Origin of the sequence: Mesorhizobium sp. M8A.F.Ca.ET.057.01.1.1 (genome assembly GCF_003952565.1) — a bacterium.
In the GTDB taxonomy this organism is placed as follows: Bacteria; Pseudomonadota; Alphaproteobacteria; order Rhizobiales; family Rhizobiaceae; genus Mesorhizobium.
On sequence record NZ_CP034454.1, the window covers coordinates 2,765,569 to 2,786,130 of the forward strand.

Here is a 20,562-nt window from a genome sequence, read left to right on the forward strand (position 1 = left end):
GCAGTATGGGTTGGGGCGGGAATGCGAGCCGGGTTCGGAATCCATACCGCCGTGCCCTTTCGCATACCAATGCGAAGGGATCGGCATGTCCGAAATTTCCGCGACCCATTTGGTTCCGTCCCGGGCGATCGCCGACCGATCGGCCAGGACAAGGCTTGCCTATCTCGATGGCTGGCGCGGCCTGTCGATCGCCTTGGTGCTGATCGGGCATTTTTTCCCCATTCCCGGCATCAATCTGGGCGTGCTGGGCGTCGAATTCTTCTTCGTGCTCAGCGGCCGGCTGATGGCCGAAATCCTGTTCATCGAACGCTATCCACTGAAGAAATTCTTCAAACGCCGCTTCTCGCGCATCTATCCGGCACTTCTGGTCTTCGTCGTCCTCGCCATGATCGCGCTCTCTGCCACGTTCATCGCCTTCAAATGGAAAGCGGCCGTGACGGCGCTGACATTCACCTACAACTATGCCGGAATTCTCCTGAACCGGGCCGGCGCACTCGACCACATCTGGTCGCTCTGCATCGAGGAGCATGCCTACATCATCCTGGCGGCGATCAGCGCAATCGTTGCCAGCCGTAGCCGTGTCATCCCGCTGCTGCTGGTCTTGGCTGCGCTGGCCATGGCCAATGGCGCGCTTTCCTACTGGTTCCTGCATATGGACTACGAAACCACATACTGGCGCACCGACGTGCACATCGCATCGATCCTGCTGTCAGCCGCGATCTGCCTTCTCAAGGCCGACGGCAAGCTGCCGTCCTTGTTGACGGGCCCCTACGTCGCCGTTGCGGCGGCTGCCGGCGCGGTTTTCCTGTTCATGGACGCGGTGCCGACACCGATCCACTACTTGGTCGCGGTGCCATTGCTGGCGATTGCCGTCAACGCGCTGGATTTCAGCACGCGGTTCTTGTCGGGATGGCTGTCGTCCTTGCCGATGACGACACTGGGCCTGTGGTCGTATTCGCTCTATCTTTGGCAGCAGCCCTTCTACAAATTCGTCTACGAGCAGGGCAGCAACCCATGGCCGATGTTGGTCGGGGTCTTTGCCTGCGCGCTCTGCAGCTACTACCTCATCGAGCGGCCAGCGCGCGAATGGCTCAACCGCAATTGGTGAGTGTGGCAACGCGACAGTGTCAGGGTCGGGCAGTCGCGATCGCGGATGGGTCCGCCAGTCTTCGAGAGGCCAGGCCGAATTCGCTTTAGCGATTAAGCCGATCGCCTCCTCTTCTCGGCCAGATACCGCCGCAGACCGGCTTCGCCGCGCGGCGTTGTCCAGCGATGGTTCCAGGCGAAGGCCGGCCGCAGCAGCGGTGCAAGGAGTTTGAGGATCGGTCGGAGCACCGTGACTTGCCAGGTCAGCTGGACATGGGTCCCGCTACCCGACGGCGACAGTTCGGCACGCCACAGCCCGTCGAAGTCGCCAAAGGTTTTGACGACGACCAGCCGGCCGGGTTCGAGTTCTGCGGCCTCGATGATGAAGTTCAGTTCATAGGGCAGGGCACCGCGCGCCCGCGCCCTTGCCCGCGAACCGACCGACGCCTTGCCCTTGCCGCCGAGCGGCACGACTTCCTTGTATACGTCGCCCCACCACAGAGGTAGCAATTCGGCGTCAGACAGTACGTCCCACACTTCCCGAGGCGTGCACTCGGGAATGTGCCAGCTTTCGTCGAAGCGGAAGACGTTGCTTGGCATCGCGGTTCCTTCGGATGGCGGAACCCTATGTTAGACATGGCTTCTTTATGTGGCTAGCACCGCAGAGTCAGGCGACGAGCTGCCTGACATAATAACGCACCGCTTTCTTGCCGCCATGGATCACCGCTTCGCCGACTTCGGCGAAGCCGAGGGCGGCGTGGAAGGCGTCCGAAGCGGGGTTGGGCGGGTCGGTGTTGACCTCGCAGGTGACCAGCGTGTGGCCGGCGCTCTGCGCATGGTCGAACAGGTCCCGATAGAGCCGGCGAGCATGGCCGCGGCCTCTTGCATGCGCCGCCACGACGACGCGGTCGACATAGATGAAGTGTTCGTAGCGCTCGCGGAACCAGACGAAGTTCGGGCTGTCGTAGTTCGCATCCTGGTCGAAGGTCATGATGAAGGCTTCGAGGTCGCCGATACGGCGCGCATAAAAAGCCTCGCCGAGCAGGAAGGACAGCCGTTCGGCTTCGAGCCACGACAATTCGGCGGCGTGCTCGTTGTTGAGCGCCAGAATGGCGGTTTCGTCGTCCTGCGCTATGCGGTCTATCGGAGAGGTCATGCCTTGGCCGCCGTGATCGTCGCCGCCACCAGCGGTGTATCGGTCAGTGTGTTGCGATACTCGCGGTCGAGATCGGAGCCGCCCATGCCGACCTTGGGATTGCGGTAGCGCATGGCGCTCGGCACGTCCTTGAGGGCGGCGAAGTGCATTTCGGCCAGGCCGGTTCTTGCGCGCACCTCGGCGATGTTGCCGAGATCGAGCCCGCCACAGCCGAGGATGATGATGCGCGCGCCGGCCTGACGCACCAGATCCGCCAGCAATGGCAAGCCCTCGATCGCGGTGTCGCGCTGGCCGCTGGTGAGCACACGGCCAACCTTGCAGCGAACCAGCGCTTCCAGCGCCTCGGCCGGATCGCGCGTCATGTCGAAGGCGCGATGGCAGGTGACGCTCAAGGCGCCGGCGGCCTCGGTCAATTCGCCCATGCGCTTCTCGTCGATGGTGCCGTCGGCGTTCAGGCAGCCGAACACCACGCCGGGCACGCCGAGTTCGCTGAGTGCGGCGACATCGGCAAGCATCGAGCGGTATTCGGTCTCGCTGTAGAGAAAATCGCCGCCGCGCGGCCGGACCATGACGTGAAACGGCACGGTCGCCTGGTCGAGTGCGGCGCGCACCGTGCCGAGGCTGGGCGTAATGCCGCCCTCGACCAGGCTGGCGCAGAGTTCGACCCGGTCGGCGCCCGCGGCCTGCGCGGCGAGCAGGCCATCGATGCCTTCGACACAGATTTCGATCAGCGGCGGGCGGGTTTGCGTGGTCAAGGGGCGGTCCCGTTCATCATGTTGTGGAGAGCCCTAGCACCAGGACGGCTGACGCGAAAGCGCGAACCTACGCCGCCATTTGGACCAGGCGAGATTTCCCTGCTTGACAATCTTATAACCGTGCGGTTATTGATTGACTTATAGCCGCATAGTTATGGATTTGCCGCTGGCTTGTGGCGGCAGCCGAAATTCAACCCGACTGGAAACCAGGTTGCGCAGCACCCGGGTGGAAGAAACACGCCCTTACCAACACGTCAAAGGAGAACGACCATGCAAGCAAGGATCAAGAACCCGGTGATGCTCATCCCCGGTTCGGTGCAGGCGCTGCTGGCGCTGGACAAGTCGACCGAGGCGGCCGACGTACCCTATGTGACGCGCAAGCTCATTCATCTGCGCGCCAGCCAGATCAACAACTGCAGCCTGTGCGTCGACATGCATGCGCGCGAACTGAAGAAGGCCGGAGAAAAGGACGAGCGCATCTTTGCGCTGGCGGCATGGCGGGAGACGCCGTATTTCACCGACGCCGAGCGCGCGGCATTGGCGCTGGCGGAAGCCGGCACCAGGCTGGCCGACCGGCCGGACGCGGTGCCGGACGATGTCTGGGACGAAGCGGCCCGGCATTATGATGAAAAGGGCCTTGCCGCGCTGGTCATCCAGATCGCGCTGATCAACGCCTTCAACAGGCTGAACGCAACGACCCGGCAGCCGGTTGGCTCCTGGGGCTGAGCGCCTGGGGCTGCCGCGAGGCGAGGGGCGGGCGCGCATTGCCTTCCCGCCCTCGGGGCACCTATGCAACCTAGGGTTACTGGCGCAATTCCGTATTCTTGGCGCCTTCCTCGACCTGATCGATCACCAGGAGCTTGACCGGCCCGTCGCCAATGTTGGTGGCCTGGTGCCACTGCCCGATCATTTCGACGATGAAATCGCCGGTCTTGTAGGTGTTGCTGTTGCCGGTCTCGACATTGGTGACCTTGAGCGTTCCATCCTGGACATAGGCGTAGCGTGGGAAGGGATGGCGATGGACTGGCAAGGTCACGCCTGGCGCGATGTCATAGGTCGAGACCAGCACCTGCACGCTCTTCCGCGGCAGCGTGATCGGCTGCCCGGATGCGGTGGTGGTGCGTGATGCGAGCGGCGTCACGACGACCGGGGTTCCGCTGCTGTCCAGTGCATGAGCGCCGGTCGCGAACGATGCTGCCGTGAGCAGCAAAACCGATACCAGGATTTTCCGCATGATATCCTCCCTTGACCGACGCATCTATCGCGCGGCGGCGGCAGCGTGCAAGGCCGCTCGTGACCAGAGGCCGAAACTGGCGCACTTGCACGGCAGTTGATCCACCAGCCGAGTGATATTCCTCACCCGCTTCCAACCCTGAAGGCTGTCGCCACAAAAGTCTGACGCATGCCCGATCTTGAATGGCCGTGGTGCGGCTCCCAAAAAAATTTTTGGGTGACCTCTTGAACAAAAAAACCATGATTCCCAGATCGTTTTCCGTCGAGGCTTCGGCTCGACATACCGCGCCGCGGCGACGCTGCGGCGACCCGTAAACCATGTTGCTTCACGGAGGATATGGCTATGAGAAGCTTTGATTATTCCCCACTTTACCGCACCACGGTCGGCTTCGATCGGCTGTTCGACATGCTTGAAAACAGCGTCCGCTCCGACTGGCCTCCCTACAACATCGAGAAGAATGGCGACAACGACTATCGTATCACGATGGCCGTCGCCGGCTTCGGTCCTGACGAAGTGGAACTTGTGCAGAACGGTCCTGAATTGTCCGTAATCGGACAGAGGAAGCCTGATCAGCAAAATCGGGAAATCCTCCACCGTGGCCTGGCGATAGGCAACTTCAAGCAGGTGTTCAAACTTGCAGACCACGTCAAGGTCAAGGCGGCCAATATCCATAATGGCCTGCTGTCGGTGGACCTGGTCCGCGAAGTGCCAGAGGAACTCAAGCCTCGGCGCATCGAGATCGGCTCCGAAGCCAGAGCGGTTCCGCTTCAGGATAGCGGCAACAAGCAGTCCATGGATGCGCAACGCAAGGTCGCCTGATACTGGAAACCTCAGTCTGTGGTCCGCCTCCCGGCTTGGCCGGGAGGCACAGATCGCGGAGAATGGAGATGAGATACGAATCTGACTGTTTTCATGAATCCAGATTGACAGATCACGCAGCGGAATTCGCTGCCTTGCGTACGCCCGAAGACGTCCTGAACGAGGAAATGACGGTCGGCGAGAAGAGGGCTTTGCTCGCCTTCTGGGCTTCAGACGCCAATGCGGTTCCCGACAATCCCACCCTACGTCAATTGGACAGCGGTGCCGTTGCGCAAGTCAGCGAGATTCTTCGTGCGCTCCACGCCCTGGACGAGATTGGGCGCAAGCCGCCGGCCAGGGCCCCGTTTGACCGCAGTCGGTCTTCAGGCCGGCGTCGCAACAAAACGAGGCGCAGCTGGCTGCGATACCCCTGGCGAGATGACGATGACGATGATCCGCCGCCGGTTCCGGCATATGCCGGTGTCCCACCCAGATGTGGAGATGGCGGCATGTTCGCGGAGCCTGAGCATGCCGTCGCGTGAAAAGCTGAACCAGCAAACCAAATCGCTCAACCGAATGGAGGACCATATGGGCGACAGGACGTTCGATCGACCGGTGCTGGTCAAAGATGGCCAGTTCATTCAAGAAATAGGAAGTCTTGAGGATGCATTCGATTTCCTGGACGAGTGGCCGCGGGAGCGTCGGGGGCCTATTTTCGAAACGGCCTTCCGGGCTTGCCAGCGCGCTTACGATGGCCAGATACCACTGTCGGTCGCGCGCGATGCCGTCGCGGGGTTCGCGAGATCCGTCAAGATCCTGCAGGAGCCGCTTGCTCCGCTGCCCTGGATGAGCGGCACCAAATCAGGCCGCGGTGGGGTAGCCGCCTAGCTGCGGCAATGGCAGCGGCCAGAGGTGTAGCTGCCACAGCCCGTCAAGGCGCTGCCTCTTAGGCAATCGGCCTTTCCGGGGGCTCCGTACGGGGTATCGCGACGAGCTGTCGTTACGGCAAAACCACTGCGTCGCGTTCGGTGCCCGGCGCGCAGTGGTAGAGGTCTTGGAAATGTTGGCTCCCCGGCGTCGACAAGAATGCGAACTATGAATTCGCCATAGCCCTACGAAAGGATGCGCGAGCCCTAGGAAAGGATGCGTGGCCTCGCATGCGAAAGCGTGACCGGGATCGCGCCGAGGCACTCCGCCTCGGCGGCGGTCCACCAATATCACTTCGCGATCGCGCTGTTGCTCCGGCTAGCGAGCGAGGCGAAATGCGGGCGCGAGATCTAACCGACGCCGGCCTCCCGCGATGTTACCTGTTTGAAATGTGCGAAGAGGGACTGCTTGTGCGAGTAGGCTACGGCCGGTACCGCGTCGCAGAGGTCAAGGCCGCATGACCGGATCAGCGCGGATCCAGAATGTCTACGGCACGTAGACGCGGGATGCCTGTGACCCTAGCCGTCATGACTTCAGACTGGATTCGCCACCTGAGATCATATAGTTGCGCCAGCCGCCAAAGGCTGAGATGTCGGTTGCGGCTGTCAATCCCGCCGGTTCCGCCAGGAAACCCTTTGCCGAGGTGCCATCATCGAGCTCGATAGTGCCGATGCCGAGCGGTGAGGGGATGGCGGCGACGAAGCGTCCGAAGGCTTCCGGGCCGAGCCGCCAGACCTCCACTTCGATAGACACGCCGCCGCCGTTCTCGACGCGAACCAGGCCGGGCTTGGGCACCGACTGACCGGCGAGTGCATAAAGCTTATACGCCGCCGATGTCTTTGCCGATCGACAAAACCTGGCGTCCAGCTCTCTGAGTTGGTCGTTCAGCGGCATGCCTGAAAGGTGAGCGCCGACGACAACCAGTTCGATCGTTCCGTCTTCGCCTGGCCGAGCAAGCGATGATGGGTTCGGCAACGGCCAACCGGTTGCGCCGAGCGAAAGGCTGCTCGCAGCATGAAGATCGCGGGCGAGCGATGCAGCAAGCGCGTCCTTGCCGGCCATGGCGAGCAAGGTCACGCTCATCGGCAGGCCGTCGCCGCGCGTGCCGGTTGGTACCGCAATGCCGCACATATCGAGCAGGTTGACGAAGTTGGTATAGGTGCCGAGCCGGCTGTTGGTGGCAATGGGGTCGGCAAGCACGGCATCGACTGTGTAATGCGTCGGCGCGGTCGGCACGCAGAACAGGTCGACCGAGGCGATGACCGGGGCAAGCTTGGCCTTGTAGGCCTGCAAGGCATAAAGACCCCTGAAGGCATCGGCCGCTGACAGCTTGCGCGCGCCGCCGATGATCTGGCGTGTCACCGGATGCATGACGGCTTCGTTGGCGTCCATGAAATCGCGGATCGCCGCATAACGCTCGGCGACCCAGGCACCTTCGTAGAGCAGATTGGCGGTGGCGTAGAAATCACCGAAGGAGATTTCCACCAGTTTGCAGCCGAGCTTTTCCAGCATTGAAAGCGCCGAAGCAAAGCTGGCCTGCATGGCATCGTCGCCAAAGAATTTGAGATCGCTTTCGGCCGGAACGCCGACCGTCAGCACCGGCGAGCGGGCGGCGAGAGGCGGCGCGGCAATGGTGCGCGAATAGGCATCGGCCTCGTCCTTGGCACCGGCCACTCTGAAGACCGTGTAGGCATCATCGACGGTTAGCGTGAAGATCGAGATGCAGTCGAGCGTGCGGCAGGCCGGCACGACGCCAGCGGCCGACAGCGCGCCGACGGTCGGTTTCAGCCCGACGATGTTGTTGAGGCCGGCCGGTATGCGTCCGGAGCCGGCCGTGTCGGTCCCAAGCGCGAAGGAGACGATGCCACGCGCCGTGGCCACCGCTGAACCGGACGAGGACCCGCCAGGCACCAGTTTGGCATCGATGGCGTTTTTCGGGATCGGATATGGCGTGCGCACGCCGACCAGACCGGTGGCGAACTGGTCGAGATTGGTCTTGCCGACGACCAGCGCGCCGGCCGCCTTCAACCGCGCCACCACGGTGGCGTCCCTGTCGGGTCGGTAGGTGTATTCGGCGCAGGCCGCCGTCGTCGGCATGCCCACGACGTCGATATTGTCCTTGACCGCGAATGGGATGCCCCACAGCGGCTTTGTCACGGGATCGAAGGGGCCGAGCGCTGCCGCCCACGTAACCAAGTCTGCCTTGTCGGCAAGGTGGATGAAGATGCCGGGGTCGGCAGCTTCGGCGATGCGCTCGAATACGGTTTCGATCATGGCCGATACGGGCAGGCCCGCCGCGTAGGCGGCGTGGAGATTGGCGAAATCGAAGCGGATATCGCTCATCGTTGTTCTCCCAGAATAATCACCGGCAGGTCCCACTGGATCAGCACGACGCAGCCGTTTTCGGTCCACACCGAATGCTCGGTTCCGACCGGATTGAGAATGACGCTGCCGACGGCATAGTCGCCGTTCTCGTCGCTTTGCGTGCCTTCCAGCACGACGATGGTTTCCAGCCCGACATGACGATGGCGCGGCACGCCGGCGCCGGGCTGGTATTTCAGGATCGCGACGGAGGGCTCGACCGGACCACCCCTCAGCAGCCAGTGCACCGTGATGCCTTCGCGAAAATGCTCGAACGCCAGCTCGCGCCAGCCGCCATCGAGCAGGCCGGCGAAACTCAGATTAGGCATTGGCAATTCCCTCGAGCACCTGATCGACGGTCGCCGTCCAGCCGACGATGGCGCCCTGCGCCCGGATCATGGCAATCGCAGCCGCCTTGAATTCGGCGAAGTAGCTTTCGGTCGCATCTTCGGCCAGCAGGCATTCATAGCCGCGATCATTGGCTTCGCGCATGGTCGTCTGCACGCAGACCTCGGTGGTGACGCCGGCAAAGACCAGTTGCTGTGCTCCCAACCGCTTGAGGTCGTCGCCGAATCCGGTCGCGTAAAATGCGCCCTTGCCGGGTTTCTCGATGACGATCTCGCCGGGCAGCGGCGCCAATTCGTCGAGGATCGCCGTTCCCGGTTCTCCTGATATCAGCACCCGGCCCATCGGGCCGAGATCACCGATGCGGATCGAGGGGTTGCCCCGGTTGCGCTTGGCCAGCGGCAGGTCCGAAAGGTCGGGCCGATGGCACTCCATCGTGTGGATCACCGGCAGGCTTGCGGCGCGAAAGCCCTCGATCAGCTTCTTTACCGTCGGCACGATGGCGGTGATGCGCCCGACATCGTTGCCGAGGCTGGCGCCGAAGCCTCCCGGCTCAGCGAAATCACGCTGCATGTCGATGACCACCAGCGCCATGGTCTGCGGCTTGAAGGCGAAGGCAAAGGGAAGCGCATCGATTTCCGCCATCAGTGATGTCCCGCCATATGCTCGCCGATCGTCTGGACGCTGGCTTGCGCGATCGGCGTCTCGTAGACCAGCGCGCCGTCGGACATGACGAAGATGCGGTCGGAGAGTTCGAGCAGTTCGTCGAGGTCTTCCGACATCAAGAGCACGGCGGCGCCGGCGTTGCGCGCGCGCATGATCCGCGCCCGGATTTCGGCCACGGCGGAAAAATCGAGGCCGAAGCAAGGGTTCGAGACGATCAGCAGATCGACATCTCCGGTCAGTTCGCGGGCCAGCACCGCGCGTTGGACATTGCCGCCGGACAGCGACGAGATCGGCGAGGCCAGCGACGACGTCTTGACCTTGAACTGCTCGACCAGGCGCGCGGCAAAGTTCTTGATCCCGTTCGCATTGATCCAATTCACCGGCTTGCCATTGCCGTCGATGTCGAAGGTGCGGAAGGCGATGTTTTCGGCCACCGTCATCTTCGGCGCGCAGGCGTTTTTCAGCGGCTCTTCCGGAATCAGACGCACATTCAGCGTTCGCGCCTCGATGCGGCTCGAGGCATAGGGGGAGCCCTTGACCAGCACCGCGCCGCCGTCGCGCGCCCGCTGCCCGGCCAGCACTTCCAGGAATTCCTTCTGGCCGTTGCCGGAAATGCCAGCGACGCCGACGATCTCGCCGGAGCGCACCTTGAGATCGTCGATGCGGATCGATTTCAGCCCTGTGCGGTCGGGTGCCTCCAGCGCGGTAACCTTGAGCACGATATCGGCGTCCGCTTTGGTTGCCGACCGGCTGTCGAGCGCGGTGATCGGCTGATCGCCGATCATCATTGCCGCCATCGCCTTGTGGTCGAGATCGGCGACGCTTCCGGTGCCGGTCAGCTTGCCTTTGCGCAGCACGCTGACATCGTCGGCGAAGGCCGTCACCTCGTGGAATTTGTGCGAGATCATCAAGACCGTCAGGCCGCCGGCCTTGGTCATGGCGCGCACGAGGCCGAGCACCTCCTGCGCCTCGCCGGGCGTCAGCACCGAGGTCGGCTCGTCGAGCACCAGGAAGGAGCGGCCGAGATAGAGCTGCTTGACGATTTCGAGCTTCTGCTTCTCGCCGGCCGCAAGCTCGGCAACCTTGACGTCGAGCGGCAGTTTGAACGGCATGCGTTCCATGAAGTCGGCAAGGTCGGCACGCTCCTGATGCCAGTCGATGATCCCCGGCACTTTCTCGCGCGAAATGACCAGGTTCTCGGCGCCGGTCAGCGACGGCACCAGCGTGAAATGCTGGTAGACCATGCCGAGGCCGAGTGCGGAAGCATCCCTTGGACTGGCGATGCTGACCTCGCGGCCGTCGACAAGAATGTCGCCTGCGGTCGGGTGGTAAAAACCCATCATGCATTTGACCAGCGTCGACTTGCCGGCGCCGTTCTCGCCAAGCAACGCGTGGAACGACCCCGCCGGCACCTTGATCGACACCGTGTCGAGCGCGGTGAAGCCACCGAAGCGCATCGTCATGCCGATGGTCTCGACGCCGACCGCTCTTTTGCCGCCGTCACTCATGGCCGATCCTCATCATGGCAGTTGCGCAACGAAGGCCTTCGCGTTCGACACCGCGCCGAACACGCCGCCCTGCATCTTGATCATCTTGACGGCGGCGAGATGGTTGCCGTGGTCGGTAGCGCCGCAGCAATCCTCCAGCATCACGCATTCGAAGCCGCGATCGTTGGCCTCGCGCATGGTGGTGTGGACGCAGACATCGGTGGTGATGCCGGTGAGCACAATGTTTGCTATGCCACGCTGGTTGAGGATCAGCTCGAAATCTGTGGCGCAGAACGAACCTTTTCCCGGCTTGTCGATGATCGGTTCGCCTTCGATGGGATAGAGGTCGGGGATGATGTCCCAGCCCGGCTCGCCGCGTACCAGGATGCGGCCGCAAGGACCGGGATCGCCAATGCCGGCATTGATGCGGCGCGAGCGCCAGCGCTTGTTGGCCGGCAGGTCGGCGAGGTCGGGCCGGTGGCCCTCGCGGGTGTGAATGATGGTGTAGCCCTTGGCGCGCATCGCCGACAACACGGACTTGATCGGCTCAATTGGAGCCCTCACCAGCGACAGGTCGTAGCCCATGTGGTCGACATAGCCGCCCGGGCCGCAAAAATCGGTCTGCATGTCGATGATGACCAGCGCCGTATTGTCCGGACGAAGATCGCCGTTGTACGGCCACGGATAGGGGTCGGCGTCGATATAGTGCTGGGTGAATTCGGCTCTGGCGTTCATGCGGAAAACTCCAGTCTTGTCGCGCTCATTTGGTGATCGACAGTTCGCCCGGCGCGCCGGCGAGTGAGCGGCTAGGCGACGAGGTGGCGATCATGATGACGAGGGTGAGGATGTAAGGCGCTGCGTAGAAGAGGTAGTAGCCTTGGGTGACGCCGACAGACTGCAGCGCCGGCCCGAGCGCACCGGCGCCGCCGAACAGAAGTGCTGCGGCAAAACAGCCGAGCGGGTTCCATCGCGCGAAGATGACCAGCGCCACCGCCATCAGCCCTTGTCCCGACGAAATCCCTTCGGACCAGCTGCCGGGATAATAGAGCGACAGATAGGCGCCGCCGATGCCGGCCAGCGCGCCGCCGACGCCGGTGGCGATCAGGCGCACCGTGTCGGGATTGAGGCCCATCGCACGCGCGGCGTCGGAACTGTCGCCGACGACGCGCACGATGAGGCCGGCGCGGGTGTTGCGGAAGGCCCACCACAGGGACACCGCCAGCGCGGCGCCGATCAGGAACAGCACGTTGACGTCGAGCGCGGCCTGCACTTGCGGGATATCGGACCACGCACCGAGAGGAATGGCCGGCAAGTCGGGCGCGGAAGGCTGGATGAACGGCTTGCCGAAGAAGAAGGCAAGACCGGAGCCGAACAGCATCAGGGCGATGCCGATGGCGATGTCGTTGACCTTCGGGAATTTGCAGATCCAGCCGTGGAACAGGCCGAAGCAGGAGCCGGCGGAGGCGGCGGCGAGAAGGCCGAGCCAGGGAGAGCCGGTCATCACCGCCACCGCGTAGGCGGTCATGGCGCCGAACACCAGCGTGCCTTCGAGGCCGAGATTGATGCGTCCCGAACGCTCGGTGATGGCTTCGCCAAGCGAGACGAAGATGAAGGGCGTCGAAACGCGGATGGCGCCGCCGAGGATGGCGAGTGGCACGCCCCAGAGGCCGATCCCGGTGGCGTCCATCAGCTGCTCCTTCGCCAGAGATCGGGATTGAAGGCCTTGAAGCGGCCGTAAAAGGTCTCGCTGAACAGGATGACGATGAACAGCATGCCCTGCAGCACCAGCACCGTGGCGTCGGGCAGGTCCATGCGGCGCTGGATCAGCCCGCCGGACGCGTCTATGCCGCCAAGCAGGAAGGCGACCGGGATGATGGCCAGCGGATTGTGGCGGGCAAGAAAGGCGACGAGGATGCCGGTATAACCGTAGCCGGCGGCGAGCGAGGCGTTGGCGCTGCCCTGGACGGCGGCGACCTCCAGCATACCGGCCAGACCGGCGAAGGCGCCGGCAAGGCCGGTGAAGCCGACGATGAGAGAGCCAACGGCAAGTCCCTGCACCTGCGCCGCCCTGACATTGCCGCCGGCGATGCGGGCGGCAAAGCCCCAGCGAGTCTTTTCGATCAGCACCCAGGACAGCACGCAGGCCAGCACGCCGACGGCAAGCCCCCAATGCACCTCCGTGCCGGGCATGTTGCCGATTCGGTAGGCCTCCGCCAGCGGCTGGGTCGACGGCTTGTTGAGCGAGGCCGGGTCGCGCAGCGGCCCTTCGACGAGCTGGTTCATCAACGCGATGGCGATATAGGCCGTCAGCAAGCTCGAAATGGTCTCGTTGACGGCGCGGTAATGGCGGAGCGCGCCGACGGCACCTATCCAGATGCCGCCGGCGGCCATGCCCGCCACGCCCATGACGAGAATGACGATGAAGGAGGGAGCGCCGTTGAGCGCCATGCCGGCCGCCGCGGCGGCGACACCACCGAGCACGATGGCCCCTTCGCCGCCGATGACGACGAGGCCAAGCCGCGCCGGCAGTGCCACGCAGAGTGCGGCCAGCAGCAGGGGCGCGGCACGCGACAGCGAGTTCTGGATAGAGAACCATGAGCCGAAGCCGCCGCGCCACATCACTTCGTAGAGTTGCACCGGCGACTTGCCGACCGCCAGGATGAACAGGCTGAAGATCGCCATGCCGACAATCAGCGCCGCGACCGGAATGACGAAGGCCTCGGCCCGCCGGGCAACCCATTCGAGCCCCGCCGGATAGCCCTTGACGCCGAACACCGGCACGTCCGCATTGCTGACCGTCTCTGCCATGATCCGCCTCCGCCCGCCTGGTTTACGCGGTTGAGCCGACGACGCCCTCGACGAGATAGTCCATGCTTTCGAGTTCGATCGCCGTCTCCGCGAAGGCTTGCCCTTCGGTGGCAACGACAGCGCCCTTGTTGCTCTTCAACGGGCCCTTGATGACGGAGAAGCCGCCCTTGGTCATTTCCGCCAGCGTGACGTCGAACTGCTTGCGCGCCGGCTCGTCGACGGCGGGACCGAGCGGGCTCATCTTGACGAAGCCGTCGGCCAGCCCGCCGCGGGTGAAATTGGGCAGCGGCTTGCCGGCGACGAGGTCGTCGACGAACATCTTGTAGACCTTGGCCCAGTTCCATTCGGCGCCGGTCAGGTATTTTTCAGGCGCCAGCGGGCTCTGGTTGGCGTGGTAACCGCAGACGAAGGCGCCGCGGCCGGCGGCCGTCTCGACCACGACCTTGGGGCTGTCGACGTGGCAGGTGATGACGTCGATCCCCTGGTCAACCAAGGCATTGGTGGCTTCCGCCTCCTTGACGGCCAGTGACCATTCGCCGGTGAAGATGACCTGGCAGGTGATGGTGGGATCGACCGAGCGCGCGCCGAGGAGGAAGGAGTTGATGTTGAGCAGCACCTGCGGGATCGGCTTGGCGGCGACGAAGCCGAGTTTTTTCGACTTGCTGGTATGGCCGGCGACGACGCCATTCAGGTACTGGCCCATGCCGATATAGCCGAAATAGGAACCAGCATTCATCGGGTGCTTGTCCTTGTTCCACATGCCACCGCAATGGCGGAACTGCACGTCGGGGAATTTCGCGCACATGGCCAGCATGTGGGGATCGAAATACCCGAACGAGGTCGGGAAGATCAGCGATGCGCCGTCTAGGTTGATCATGGACTCCATGGTCTTCTGGACGTCGACCGTCTCCGGCACGTTCTCTTCCTCGACGACGGTGATCCCCTCGATACCCTTCAGGGTAGCGGCACCCTCGGCATGGGCCTGGTTGTATCCGTAATCGTCCTTCGGTCCGACATAGATGAAGCCGACGGTGGCGCTGGCGGCGAAGGCGCGGCGAATAGGAAAGGAGGCCGAGACCAGGCCGAGCGCCGCTCCCACGGCGGAGGTCTTGAGCAGGTCGCGGCGGTTAAGCGTGAATCTCGCGGTCATCTGAATGCTCCCCTGTAGGACCCTTTCCGGGTCGGTTAACATGCCGGCAAGAAAGTGCATGCAATCACTGTGCCAGTTCAGAGCTGGCGATTTAGCCAATAAAATCAGTATCCGTACCAAAGCCAGCTGCTCACAGCAGAGGCAATTGCATGCACTTTTTGCTTCTAAATTAGCCAATTTGACAGGCAGATTAAAATAGAGGCATAGAGGGGCGTATTTGAGTCCAAGAGGCCGCCGACACGCAAGAAGGCCGGACGGAGGAGATTTGTCGGGGAAGCGCAGCTTGATCAGGTCGGGCACGACCGTGGATCAGATGGTGAGGGCGATCGGCGACCGGATCGTCACCGGCTACCTGCGCCCTGGCGAAAAGCTGGACGAGACCTGGCTCGCGGCCCGCTTCGACGTTTCACGCACACCGGTCAGGGAAGCGCTAGGCCAGCTGAGCGCGATGGGGCTGGTCGAAAGGAGGCCGAACCGCGGCGCAATCGTCGCGGTGGTGACGCAGGAGCATCTCGCCTCGATGTTCGAGAGCATGGCCGAACTGGAGGCGATCTGCGCGCGGTTCTCGGCCGAGCGCATGACCAGCAGCGAGCGCCATGCGCTCGAGGCCGAGCACCGAGCTTCGGCGCGGATGGTGCAGTTGGGCGCCGAAGAGGACTACGAGCATTTCAACACCGAGTTCCACACCCGGCTCTATCGCGGCGCCCACAACGCCCATATCTACGAAATGACTGTCATGACGCGGAGCCGCTTGGCGCCGTTCCGCCGCGCCCAGTTCATGTTGCCGGGCCGCCTTTCCAAATCCTGGCAGGAGCACGACGCCATCGTGACCGCGATCATGCGCGGCGACGGTGCTGCGGCCGGCAAGGCGGCGCGAGATCACGTTTCCATCGTCAGCGAGGCGAGCTCTGTGTTCGCCGCGGGCGCAGCAACGCCTGGCCCGGATATCCACAGGCATTCTCATTCATGATCACTGATGCGCAGGAAGCCGTCTTGCCGCAGGGGGAAAATCGCGCGCTGGCATGCAGGTCGTGCCATAGCGCAGAAAAAGGCATTGGCTCCCCGGGCCGGATTCGAACCAGCGACCAACCGGTTAACAGCCGGTTGCTCTACCACTGAGCTACCGGGGAACGGAGGCTCTTTGAGCAAGTGGCGCAGCCTATAGCAAACCCGTTTCGGCTTTGCAAAGAAGCATTTCGCATTTTTCCGAGACTTTTTCACGTGTCGGTTTCTCGCAATCGGCCTTGGCCGCCCTCATATTAGCCGTCTTGGCGACGGCACGGAACCGAAAGGGCGGCCGCAGCTTTCGTAAAATGACATTATCGAGCCCCCAGACAGGCAGTTCTTCGCGATGACGGCAGCGGACGAAAACCGGATACCAGCACGAAAGATCTCGGTTTTCGGGCGCGAATTCACCATGCCGCAGTCGCGCGGTCTCAGAATCACGATCGGCGTGCTTTTGACCATTGGCGGCATTCTCGGGTTCTTGCCCATCCTTGGCTTCTGGATGGTGCCGCTCGGACTGCTGGTACTTTCCTACGAATTTGCCCTGGTGCGCCGCCACCGCCGCCGCTTGGTCGTCTGGTGGGAGCGGCGACGCCGGCCGGATTGAGCGGCCGTTGGCCGACGCATCTCGCAGGGCGGTGGTCTTCGAAGAGAATCAATTCTGGCGCTGTTTCTCGGTGCTAGATTGCTCGGAATCCGGTTGCGTGCCTGCCTTCAGATCCTCGCTGATCTCCTTCAGGACCGCGGAAGCCGAAGCCAGACGCGCGCGGTCACGCGGTGAAAGCCTGCCTGTGCCTTCTATTCTCAGGCAGTCGATGGCGTAGCGCACCAAGTCCTCGCACCCCAGCAGCGGCACGCTTTCCGTTTCATTCGTTTCGTCCTTGGGTTTGGCCAGGGCCATGGCGCAGTCCTCCCGGTTTCTCAACGCAAGCCGGCGCGCGGAGTTTCGCTCGATCATCCGCCATGCTTAACGGATTGCGAATGTGAGCGGGTGGCTGTGACGGCGATCTGATAGGGGCTGAGGCCGGCGCGGAGGAAACCGTTCGGAATACGTCGTGGCCGCTTGACGGCTTTTTCGCCGCAACCTATTGGAACCGGGTGGAACGCCGGGAGCAACGAGGCCTCGTGGCGGAGTGGTTACGCAGAGGACTGCAAATCCTTGCACCCCGGTTCGATTCCGGGCGAGGCCTCCAATACCCGGGCTCCCGCGCGTCAGCGCCGGAGCCTGAAGTTCCGGTCGACATGAACCGCGATTCTGACGCGGCAAGCAGATTGGTTGGGACATGAGCGCTGATTTCTCCGAACTTCGGATCAAGATGGTCGATGGTCAGGTCCGCACCACCGACGTGACCAGCGCGCCGCTGCTTGACGCGATGCTTTCCGTGCCACGCGAGGTTTTCGTCGGCGATCGCCAGCGCGATCTCGCCTATATCGACGAGGATATCCGCATCGCCGACAGCGCCGATGGCTCGCGCTACCTGATGGAGGCTTCGCCGCTGGCCAAGCTGATGCAACTGGCCGAGATCAGCGTGACCGATTCGGCGCTCGATGTCGGTTGCGGCACCGGCTACGCTTCTGCGATCCTGTCGCGCCTGGCAAGATCCGTCGTGGCGCTCGAAAGCGATGCGGCATTGGCGCAAACCGCCGCGTCGACCCTGTCCAGCCTCGGCTGCGGCAATGTGACCGTGGTTCAGGGCGCTCTGGCGCAAGGCCATGCGGGGAAGGCGCCGTACGATGTCATCTTCATCGGGGGCAGCGTCGGTAAAGTGCCGGCGTCGCTGCTCGACCAACTCGCCGAAGGTGGGCGCCTGGTTGCGGTCGAGGGCCAGGGCAATTCGGGCGTGGCGCGACTTTTTTCAAGGCTGGGGGGTTGTAACCGGAAGAAGGGCATTTAATGCGGCAATTAAGCCACTACCCGGATTCGAACGTGAGCATGCTTTCGAATTCTGAATGATTTAGCCTTGCAGCAAAGGCTTTGTCATGGTCGCTTGCATTTGAACGATCGTTGCTGATCCCAGACTGGGGGCACTTTGGGCTGAGCAACAGGGAACATGAAACACGCCGTTCGGGCTGCTCAGGAAGAGAAGCTGGTGCGGCGCGGTTCCCATGGAAACGAATGAGGGTTAAACCGTGCCGTCAATACGCAAGTCACTTTTCACCGCCGTCCTTGTTTCGGCGACCGCGCTATCCCCGCTGGCCGCTTCGGCTGAAACCATCACCGGTGCTCTTGCAAAAGCCTATCAATACAATTCCACGCTGAATGCATCGCGTGCCGGCGTGCGTGTCACCGACGAGGGCGTGGCCATTGCCAAGTCGGGCTGGCGGCCGACGGTTACCGGTTCAGCCAATATCGACTATACGAACACGCGCCGGGCAAATGGCGGCGGCAATTCGAAGCTGACAAGCGGCAGCTACGGCATTCAGATCAATCAATCGCTGTTCGACGGCTTCCAGACGAGAAACAACGTGGCGGCGGCTGAAGCCCAGGTCAAGGCGTCGGTGGAAAGCCTGCGCAATACCGAGGAGAACACGCTGTTCAACGCGGCCACCGCCTATATGGACGTGATTCGCGACCGGCAGATCGCCGTGCTGACCGAGCAGAACCTGCAGTTCCTGACCGAGCAGGCGCGCGCCGCGCGCTCGCGCTTCGAGGTCGGCGAAGGCACGCGCACCGACGTCGCGCAGGCCGATGCCTCGCGCGCTTCCGCGGTGGCATCGCTGAGCGCTGCCCGCGCGCAGGCGCTGGCCAGCGCCGCGACCTATCACCAGGTGGTCGGTGACGAGCCCGGCAAGCTCAAGGCCGCTTCGCCATTGGGCAGGTTGCTGCCGTCGAGCCTCGATGCCGCGATCGCCATCGGCTCGGCCGAACACCCGGCCATCCTTGCCACCCAGCATCTGGTCGACGCCGCGGCGTTCTCGGTGAAATCGTCCGAGGGCGCGCTGTTGCCGCAGCTGTCGGCGTCGGCTGGCGTTTCGGAAAACTACCGCAACGCCATCCCCGATGTGTCGGGTTCCAACGGAAATTCGACCTCGGCCAATATCGGCGCGACGCTGACCATTCCGATCTATTCCGGTGGCCGGACCTCGGCAGTCGTGCGGCAGAACAAGGAATCGCTGGGTCAAGCGCGCATCCAGGTCGATGTCAGTCGCGACCAGGTGCGTCAGGCCGTTGCGTCGGCATGGTCGCAATATACCGCCGCCCAACAAAGCGTTGCCGCCAACAGGCAAGTGATCGAAGCAGCGCAACTGGCGCTGAATGGCGTCATCGAAGAACGCAATGTCGGCCAACGCACGACGCTCGACGTGCTCAACGCGCAGGCCACCGTGATCACGGCTAAGATCAACCAGGCCAATTCCGAACACGACGTGGTCGTAGCGAGCTATGCTATCTTGTCAGCGATCGGCCACCTCTCAGCCGAACGGCTGGCGCTGCAGGTGACGAAGTACAAGCCCGAGGAACACTACAACGCCGTCAAGGACAAGTGGATCGGCCTGCGCACGCCGGATGGCCGCTAGGCCCTTCGTTCGAACGGCGTTTCCGGGCTGGGCGGTTCTTTAGGAAACGCAGGACTGTCGTTGTCCTTTTGTTGGTTGCTGACGGGGACGGTCACACGGCTTTGGCGGAATCGCTCTAATCTGTTGAAATCCCACATGTCCTCAGATTGGGGATTCTCGTGCGGCGATCCGTCGGTTACGCTGTTGCCATGATTCGAATCCGGCTCTTGCCGGAGCGGAAACCTGCAACGGGTCACAAGGGCGGCGGATGTGACGATGGCAACGGCAAGCAGCGCACAGCGCGAACCTTCCATGGAAGAGATACTCGCTTCCATCAGGAGGATCATCGAAGACAGCGACAACGGCCGCAAGCAGCCGGGCGAGACCGATGAGTTGCAGCAGGACCTGGAGCCCGCGCCGAGTGGTGTTCCAGCCGCGGATATCGATGCGTTCCGCGCCGAACTGCATGCCGTCCCCGAGGCCAGGAAGCCCGTCGCGATGGCGGAAATCCAGGCGCCAGCCATACCGCTGGCGACAGCACGCACGGAAACGCCGCCACGCGCCGATCCGGCTGCGGGCAGGACGCCGACGACATTGGCCGAGGTCAGCGCCCGGGTTGCCGCCGAGCCGATGCCTGCCGCCAGCCGCGACGCGCCGGTGGCTCCCGCGGAGGTTGCGACAAGTGAAGCCATCGTGGCCGATTGGCGTCGCGAGATCGCGGCGGTTGGCGAGCAAGCCAAGGCGATGCCGGAGCGGAGCATCCGCCCATCGCCCCAGCCGGAGGTGTCGGTGAGCGAGCCGGCGGCGGAACCTGCGATCGAGCGGCCTTCGTCAAGCGATGCTCCAACGGGCACGGCTCAGGCGCGCACGGCGGCAAACGAAGCGCATGCGGTGCGTCCCGCGATTCTTTCCGAACACACTGGACGGCAGGTTGCGGCTGCCTTCGGCGAACTGTCCGACGCTTTTGCAAGCCGCAGCAAGAAGACATTCGACGAGATGGCCGAAGAAATGCTTCGCCCGATGCTGCAGGATTGGCTGGACAACAATCTGCCGACGCTCGTCGAAAGGCTGGTGCGCGAAGAGATCGAGCGCGTGGCACGCGGGGCGCAATAGCGTCCAGGCCTGAGTTCCAGAAGAAACGCCGCTGCCGAGGCGGCGTTTCTCGTTGTGACGAGGTCAGCCGCTGGTTGCCGAACTGGCGAAGGCGATCAAATTGCCATCGGGGTCGCTGACAATGAAGGTGCGGGAGCCCCAAGGCTCGGTTCGCAGCTATGCCTCGCGGTGAAGAT

The 20,562-nt window shown here is 63.2% G+C and carries 22 protein-coding genes, 2 tRNA genes and 2 pseudogenes; 11 read left to right on the forward strand and 15 right to left on the reverse strand.

The features are described from left to right. Window positions 1-85: 85 nt before the first annotated feature. Window positions 86-1,108, forward strand: a complete 1,023-nt coding sequence (locus EJ077_RS12830) for an acyltransferase family protein (RefSeq protein ID WP_208702445.1) — start codon at window positions 86-88, stop codon at window positions 1,106-1,108. Window positions 1,109-1,200: 92 nt separating this feature from the next. On the opposite strand, the gene EJ077_RS12835 is transcribed toward EJ077_RS12830, so the two are convergent. The 3 genes from EJ077_RS12835 to EJ077_RS12845 form a co-directional block, all read right to left on the reverse strand. Then, window positions 1,201-1,686, reverse strand: coding sequence for an SRPBCC family protein (locus EJ077_RS12835; RefSeq protein ID WP_208702447.1), 486 nt, complete (start codon window positions 1,684-1,686; stop codon window positions 1,201-1,203). A gap of 67 nt (window positions 1,687-1,753) precedes the next feature. Then, window positions 1,754-2,242, reverse strand: a complete 489-nt coding sequence (locus EJ077_RS12840) for a GNAT family N-acetyltransferase (protein ID WP_208702449.1) — start codon at window positions 2,240-2,242, stop codon at window positions 1,754-1,756. After that, window positions 2,239-2,997: a copper homeostasis protein CutC gene (locus EJ077_RS12845; protein WP_208702451.1), complete on the reverse strand. Its 759-nt coding sequence runs from the start codon at window positions 2,995-2,997 to the stop codon at window positions 2,239-2,241. Before EJ077_RS12845 ends, EJ077_RS12840 begins: the two co-directional genes overlap by 4 nt. A 270-nt stretch (window positions 2,998-3,267) precedes the next feature. Between EJ077_RS12845 and EJ077_RS12850 the strand changes: the two genes are divergently transcribed. After that, window positions 3,268-3,723 carry a carboxymuconolactone decarboxylase family protein gene (locus EJ077_RS12850; protein WP_208702453.1) on the forward strand — a complete coding sequence of 152 codons (456 nt, stop codon included), beginning with the start codon at window positions 3,268-3,270 and terminating at the stop codon, window positions 3,721-3,723. 76 nt (window positions 3,724-3,799) lie between these two features. Here the strand turns inward: EJ077_RS12850 and EJ077_RS12855 are convergent, their stop codons facing one another. Beyond that, window positions 3,800-4,231 (reverse strand): cupin domain-containing protein, encoded by a 432-nt coding sequence (locus EJ077_RS12855; RefSeq protein WP_208702455.1) that lies wholly within the window; start codon window positions 4,229-4,231, stop codon window positions 3,800-3,802. Between the two features lie 342 nt (window positions 4,232-4,573). On the opposite strand from EJ077_RS12855, the gene EJ077_RS12860 reads away from it, so the two are divergent. The 3 genes from EJ077_RS12860 to EJ077_RS12870 all read left to right on the forward strand — a co-directional run bounded on the left by EJ077_RS12860 (window position 4,574) and on the right by EJ077_RS12870 (window position 5,917). After that, complete coding sequence (locus EJ077_RS12860; protein WP_208702457.1) at window positions 4,574-5,050, forward strand: Hsp20 family protein; 477 nt, start codon at window positions 4,574-4,576, stop codon at window positions 5,048-5,050. Window positions 5,051-5,118: 68 nt separating this feature from the next. Further along, a complete protein-coding gene (locus EJ077_RS12865) occupies window positions 5,119-5,571 on the forward strand; it encodes a hypothetical protein (protein ID WP_208702459.1) in 453 nt (150 codons plus the stop codon). A 46-nt stretch (window positions 5,572-5,617) separates the two neighbouring features. Further along, window positions 5,618-5,917 carry a DUF982 domain-containing protein gene (locus EJ077_RS12870; RefSeq protein WP_208702982.1) on the forward strand — a complete coding sequence of 100 codons (300 nt, stop codon included), beginning with the start codon at window positions 5,618-5,620 and terminating at the stop codon, window positions 5,915-5,917. 564 nt (window positions 5,918-6,481) lie between these two features. Here EJ077_RS12870 and atzF read toward each other — a convergent pair. The 8 genes from atzF to EJ077_RS12910 are packed head-to-tail and all read right to left on the reverse strand — an operon-like array spanning window position 6,482 to window position 14,773. Continuing rightward, the gene (gene atzF, locus EJ077_RS12875) at window positions 6,482-8,299 is read right to left on the reverse strand and encodes an allophanate hydrolase (protein ID WP_208702462.1); all 1,818 of its coding nucleotides are present in this window, start codon (window positions 8,297-8,299) and stop codon (window positions 6,482-6,484) included. Further along, complete coding sequence (locus tag EJ077_RS12880; RefSeq protein WP_208702463.1) at window positions 8,296-8,646, reverse strand: cupin domain-containing protein; 351 nt, start codon at window positions 8,644-8,646, stop codon at window positions 8,296-8,298. The genes atzF and EJ077_RS12880 overlap by 4 nt, the downstream gene beginning before the upstream one ends. Next, entirely contained in the window at window positions 8,639-9,307 is a 669-nt protein-coding gene (locus EJ077_RS12885) for a cysteine hydrolase family protein (protein ID WP_208702465.1), read from the reverse strand. The genes EJ077_RS12880 and EJ077_RS12885 overlap by 8 nt, the downstream gene beginning before the upstream one ends. Continuing rightward, a complete protein-coding gene (locus EJ077_RS12890) occupies window positions 9,307-10,836 on the reverse strand; it encodes an ABC transporter ATP-binding protein (protein ID WP_208702468.1) in 1,530 nt (509 codons plus the stop codon). Before EJ077_RS12890 ends, EJ077_RS12885 begins: the two co-directional genes overlap by 1 nt. Window positions 10,837-10,848: 12 nt before the next feature. Then, the gene (locus EJ077_RS12895) at window positions 10,849-11,550 is read right to left on the reverse strand and encodes a cysteine hydrolase family protein (protein ID WP_208702470.1); all 702 of its coding nucleotides are present in this window, start codon (window positions 11,548-11,550) and stop codon (window positions 10,849-10,851) included. Window positions 11,551-11,575: 25 nt separating this feature from the next. Beyond that, the gene (locus tag EJ077_RS12900) at window positions 11,576-12,502 is read right to left on the reverse strand and encodes an ABC transporter permease (RefSeq protein ID WP_208702480.1); all 927 of its coding nucleotides are present in this window, start codon (window positions 12,500-12,502) and stop codon (window positions 11,576-11,578) included. Further along, complete coding sequence (locus EJ077_RS12905; RefSeq protein ID WP_208702482.1) at window positions 12,502-13,623, reverse strand: ABC transporter permease; 1,122 nt, start codon at window positions 13,621-13,623, stop codon at window positions 12,502-12,504. The genes EJ077_RS12900 and EJ077_RS12905 overlap by 1 nt, the downstream gene beginning before the upstream one ends. A 22-nt stretch (window positions 13,624-13,645) precedes the next feature. After that, window positions 13,646-14,773, reverse strand: a complete 1,128-nt coding sequence (locus EJ077_RS12910; protein WP_208702484.1) for a BMP family ABC transporter substrate-binding protein — start codon at window positions 14,771-14,773, stop codon at window positions 13,646-13,648. Window positions 14,774-15,056: 283 nt separating this feature from the next. Between EJ077_RS12910 and EJ077_RS12915 the strand changes: the two genes are divergently transcribed. Further along, window positions 15,057-15,743, forward strand: coding sequence for a GntR family transcriptional regulator (locus EJ077_RS12915; RefSeq protein WP_208702486.1), 687 nt, complete (start codon window positions 15,057-15,059; stop codon window positions 15,741-15,743). Window positions 15,744-15,828: 85 nt separating this feature from the next. Here the strand turns inward: EJ077_RS12915 and EJ077_RS12920 are convergent. After that, a tRNA-Asn gene (locus EJ077_RS12920) sits at window positions 15,829-15,903 on the reverse strand. Window positions 15,904-16,124: 221 nt separating this feature from the next. Between EJ077_RS12920 and EJ077_RS12925 the strand changes: the two genes are divergently transcribed. Next, window positions 16,125-16,385, forward strand: coding sequence for a hypothetical protein (locus EJ077_RS12925; protein ID WP_208702488.1), 261 nt, complete (start codon window positions 16,125-16,127; stop codon window positions 16,383-16,385). 48 nt (window positions 16,386-16,433) lie between these two features. On the opposite strand, the gene EJ077_RS12930 is transcribed toward EJ077_RS12925, so the two are convergent. After that, window positions 16,434-16,679 (reverse strand): hypothetical protein, encoded by a 246-nt coding sequence (locus tag EJ077_RS12930; protein WP_208702490.1) that lies wholly within the window; start codon window positions 16,677-16,679, stop codon window positions 16,434-16,436. 218 nt (window positions 16,680-16,897) lie between these two features. Between EJ077_RS12930 and EJ077_RS12935 the strand changes: the two genes are divergently transcribed. The 4 genes and pseudogenes from EJ077_RS12935 (at window position 16,898) to EJ077_RS12950 (ending at window position 20,386) form a co-directional block, all read left to right on the forward strand. Next, window positions 16,898-16,971 (forward strand) — tRNA-Cys (locus EJ077_RS12935). Between the two features lie 90 nt (window positions 16,972-17,061). Further along, a pseudogene (locus tag EJ077_RS12940) lies at window positions 17,062-17,728 on the forward strand (protein-L-isoaspartate O-methyltransferase). A gap of 180 nt (window positions 17,729-17,908) precedes the next feature. Next, on the forward strand, window positions 17,909-19,294 hold the full coding sequence (locus EJ077_RS12945; RefSeq protein WP_208702492.1) for a TolC family outer membrane protein: 1,386 nt from the start codon (window positions 17,909-17,911) through the stop codon (window positions 19,292-19,294). A gap of 255 nt (window positions 19,295-19,549) precedes the next feature. Beyond that, entirely contained in the window at window positions 19,550-20,386 is an 837-nt protein-coding gene (locus EJ077_RS12950; RefSeq protein ID WP_208702494.1) for a PopZ family protein, read from the forward strand. Between the two features lie 63 nt (window positions 20,387-20,449). On the opposite strand, the pseudogene EJ077_RS32775 reads toward EJ077_RS12950, so the two are convergent. After that, a pseudogene (locus EJ077_RS32775) lies at window positions 20,450-20,542 on the reverse strand (VOC family protein); the annotation flags it as partial. Window positions 20,543-20,562 lie beyond the last annotated feature (20 nt).

Excerpts from the sequence above, each read along its gene's own strand:
- EJ077_RS12835 (WP_208702447.1), bottom strand. The coding sequence starts at position 1,686 with ATGCCAAGCAACGTCTTCCGCTTCGACGAAAGCTGGCACATTCCCGAG.
- EJ077_RS12890 (WP_208702468.1), bottom strand. The coding sequence starts at position 10,836 with ATGAGTGACGGCGGCAAAAGAGCGGTCGGCGTCGAGACCATCGGCATG.
- EJ077_RS12860 (WP_208702457.1), top strand. The coding sequence starts at position 4,574 with ATGAGAAGCTTTGATTATTCCCCACTTTACCGCACCACGGTCGGCTTC.
- EJ077_RS12855 (WP_208702455.1), bottom strand. The coding sequence starts at position 4,231 with ATGCGGAAAATCCTGGTATCGGTTTTGCTGCTCACGGCAGCATCGTTC.
- EJ077_RS12840 (WP_208702449.1), bottom strand. The coding sequence starts at position 2,242 with ATGACCTCTCCGATAGACCGCATAGCGCAGGACGACGAAACCGCCATT.
- EJ077_RS12865 (WP_208702459.1), top strand. The coding sequence starts at position 5,119 with ATGAGATACGAATCTGACTGTTTTCATGAATCCAGATTGACAGATCAC.
- EJ077_RS12850 (WP_208702453.1), top strand. The coding sequence starts at position 3,268 with ATGCAAGCAAGGATCAAGAACCCGGTGATGCTCATCCCCGGTTCGGTG.
- EJ077_RS12925 (WP_208702488.1), top strand. The coding sequence starts at position 16,125 with ATGACGGCAGCGGACGAAAACCGGATACCAGCACGAAAGATCTCGGTT.
- EJ077_RS12900 (WP_208702480.1), bottom strand. The coding sequence starts at position 12,502 with ATGGACGCCACCGGGATCGGCCTCTGGGGCGTGCCACTCGCCATCCTC.
- EJ077_RS12885 (WP_208702465.1), bottom strand. The coding sequence starts at position 9,307 with ATGGCGGAAATCGATGCGCTTCCCTTTGCCTTCGCCTTCAAGCCGCAG.
- EJ077_RS12905 (WP_208702482.1), bottom strand. The coding sequence starts at position 13,623 with ATGGCAGAGACGGTCAGCAATGCGGACGTGCCGGTGTTCGGCGTCAAG.
- EJ077_RS12895 (WP_208702470.1), bottom strand. The coding sequence starts at position 11,550 with ATGAACGCCAGAGCCGAATTCACCCAGCACTATATCGACGCCGACCCC.
- EJ077_RS12930 (WP_208702490.1), bottom strand. The coding sequence starts at position 16,679 with ATGGCCCTGGCCAAACCCAAGGACGAAACGAATGAAACGGAAAGCGTG.
- EJ077_RS12910 (WP_208702484.1), bottom strand. The coding sequence starts at position 14,773 with ATGACCGCGAGATTCACGCTTAACCGCCGCGACCTGCTCAAGACCTCC.
- EJ077_RS12870 (WP_208702982.1), top strand. The coding sequence starts at position 5,618 with ATGGGCGACAGGACGTTCGATCGACCGGTGCTGGTCAAAGATGGCCAG.
- EJ077_RS12830 (WP_208702445.1), top strand. The coding sequence starts at position 86 with ATGTCCGAAATTTCCGCGACCCATTTGGTTCCGTCCCGGGCGATCGCC.
- EJ077_RS12950 (WP_208702494.1), top strand. The coding sequence starts at position 19,550 with ATGGCAACGGCAAGCAGCGCACAGCGCGAACCTTCCATGGAAGAGATA.
- atzF (WP_208702462.1), bottom strand. The coding sequence starts at position 8,299 with ATGAGCGATATCCGCTTCGATTTCGCCAATCTCCACGCCGCCTACGCG.
- EJ077_RS12880 (WP_208702463.1), bottom strand. The coding sequence starts at position 8,646 with ATGCCTAATCTGAGTTTCGCCGGCCTGCTCGATGGCGGCTGGCGCGAG.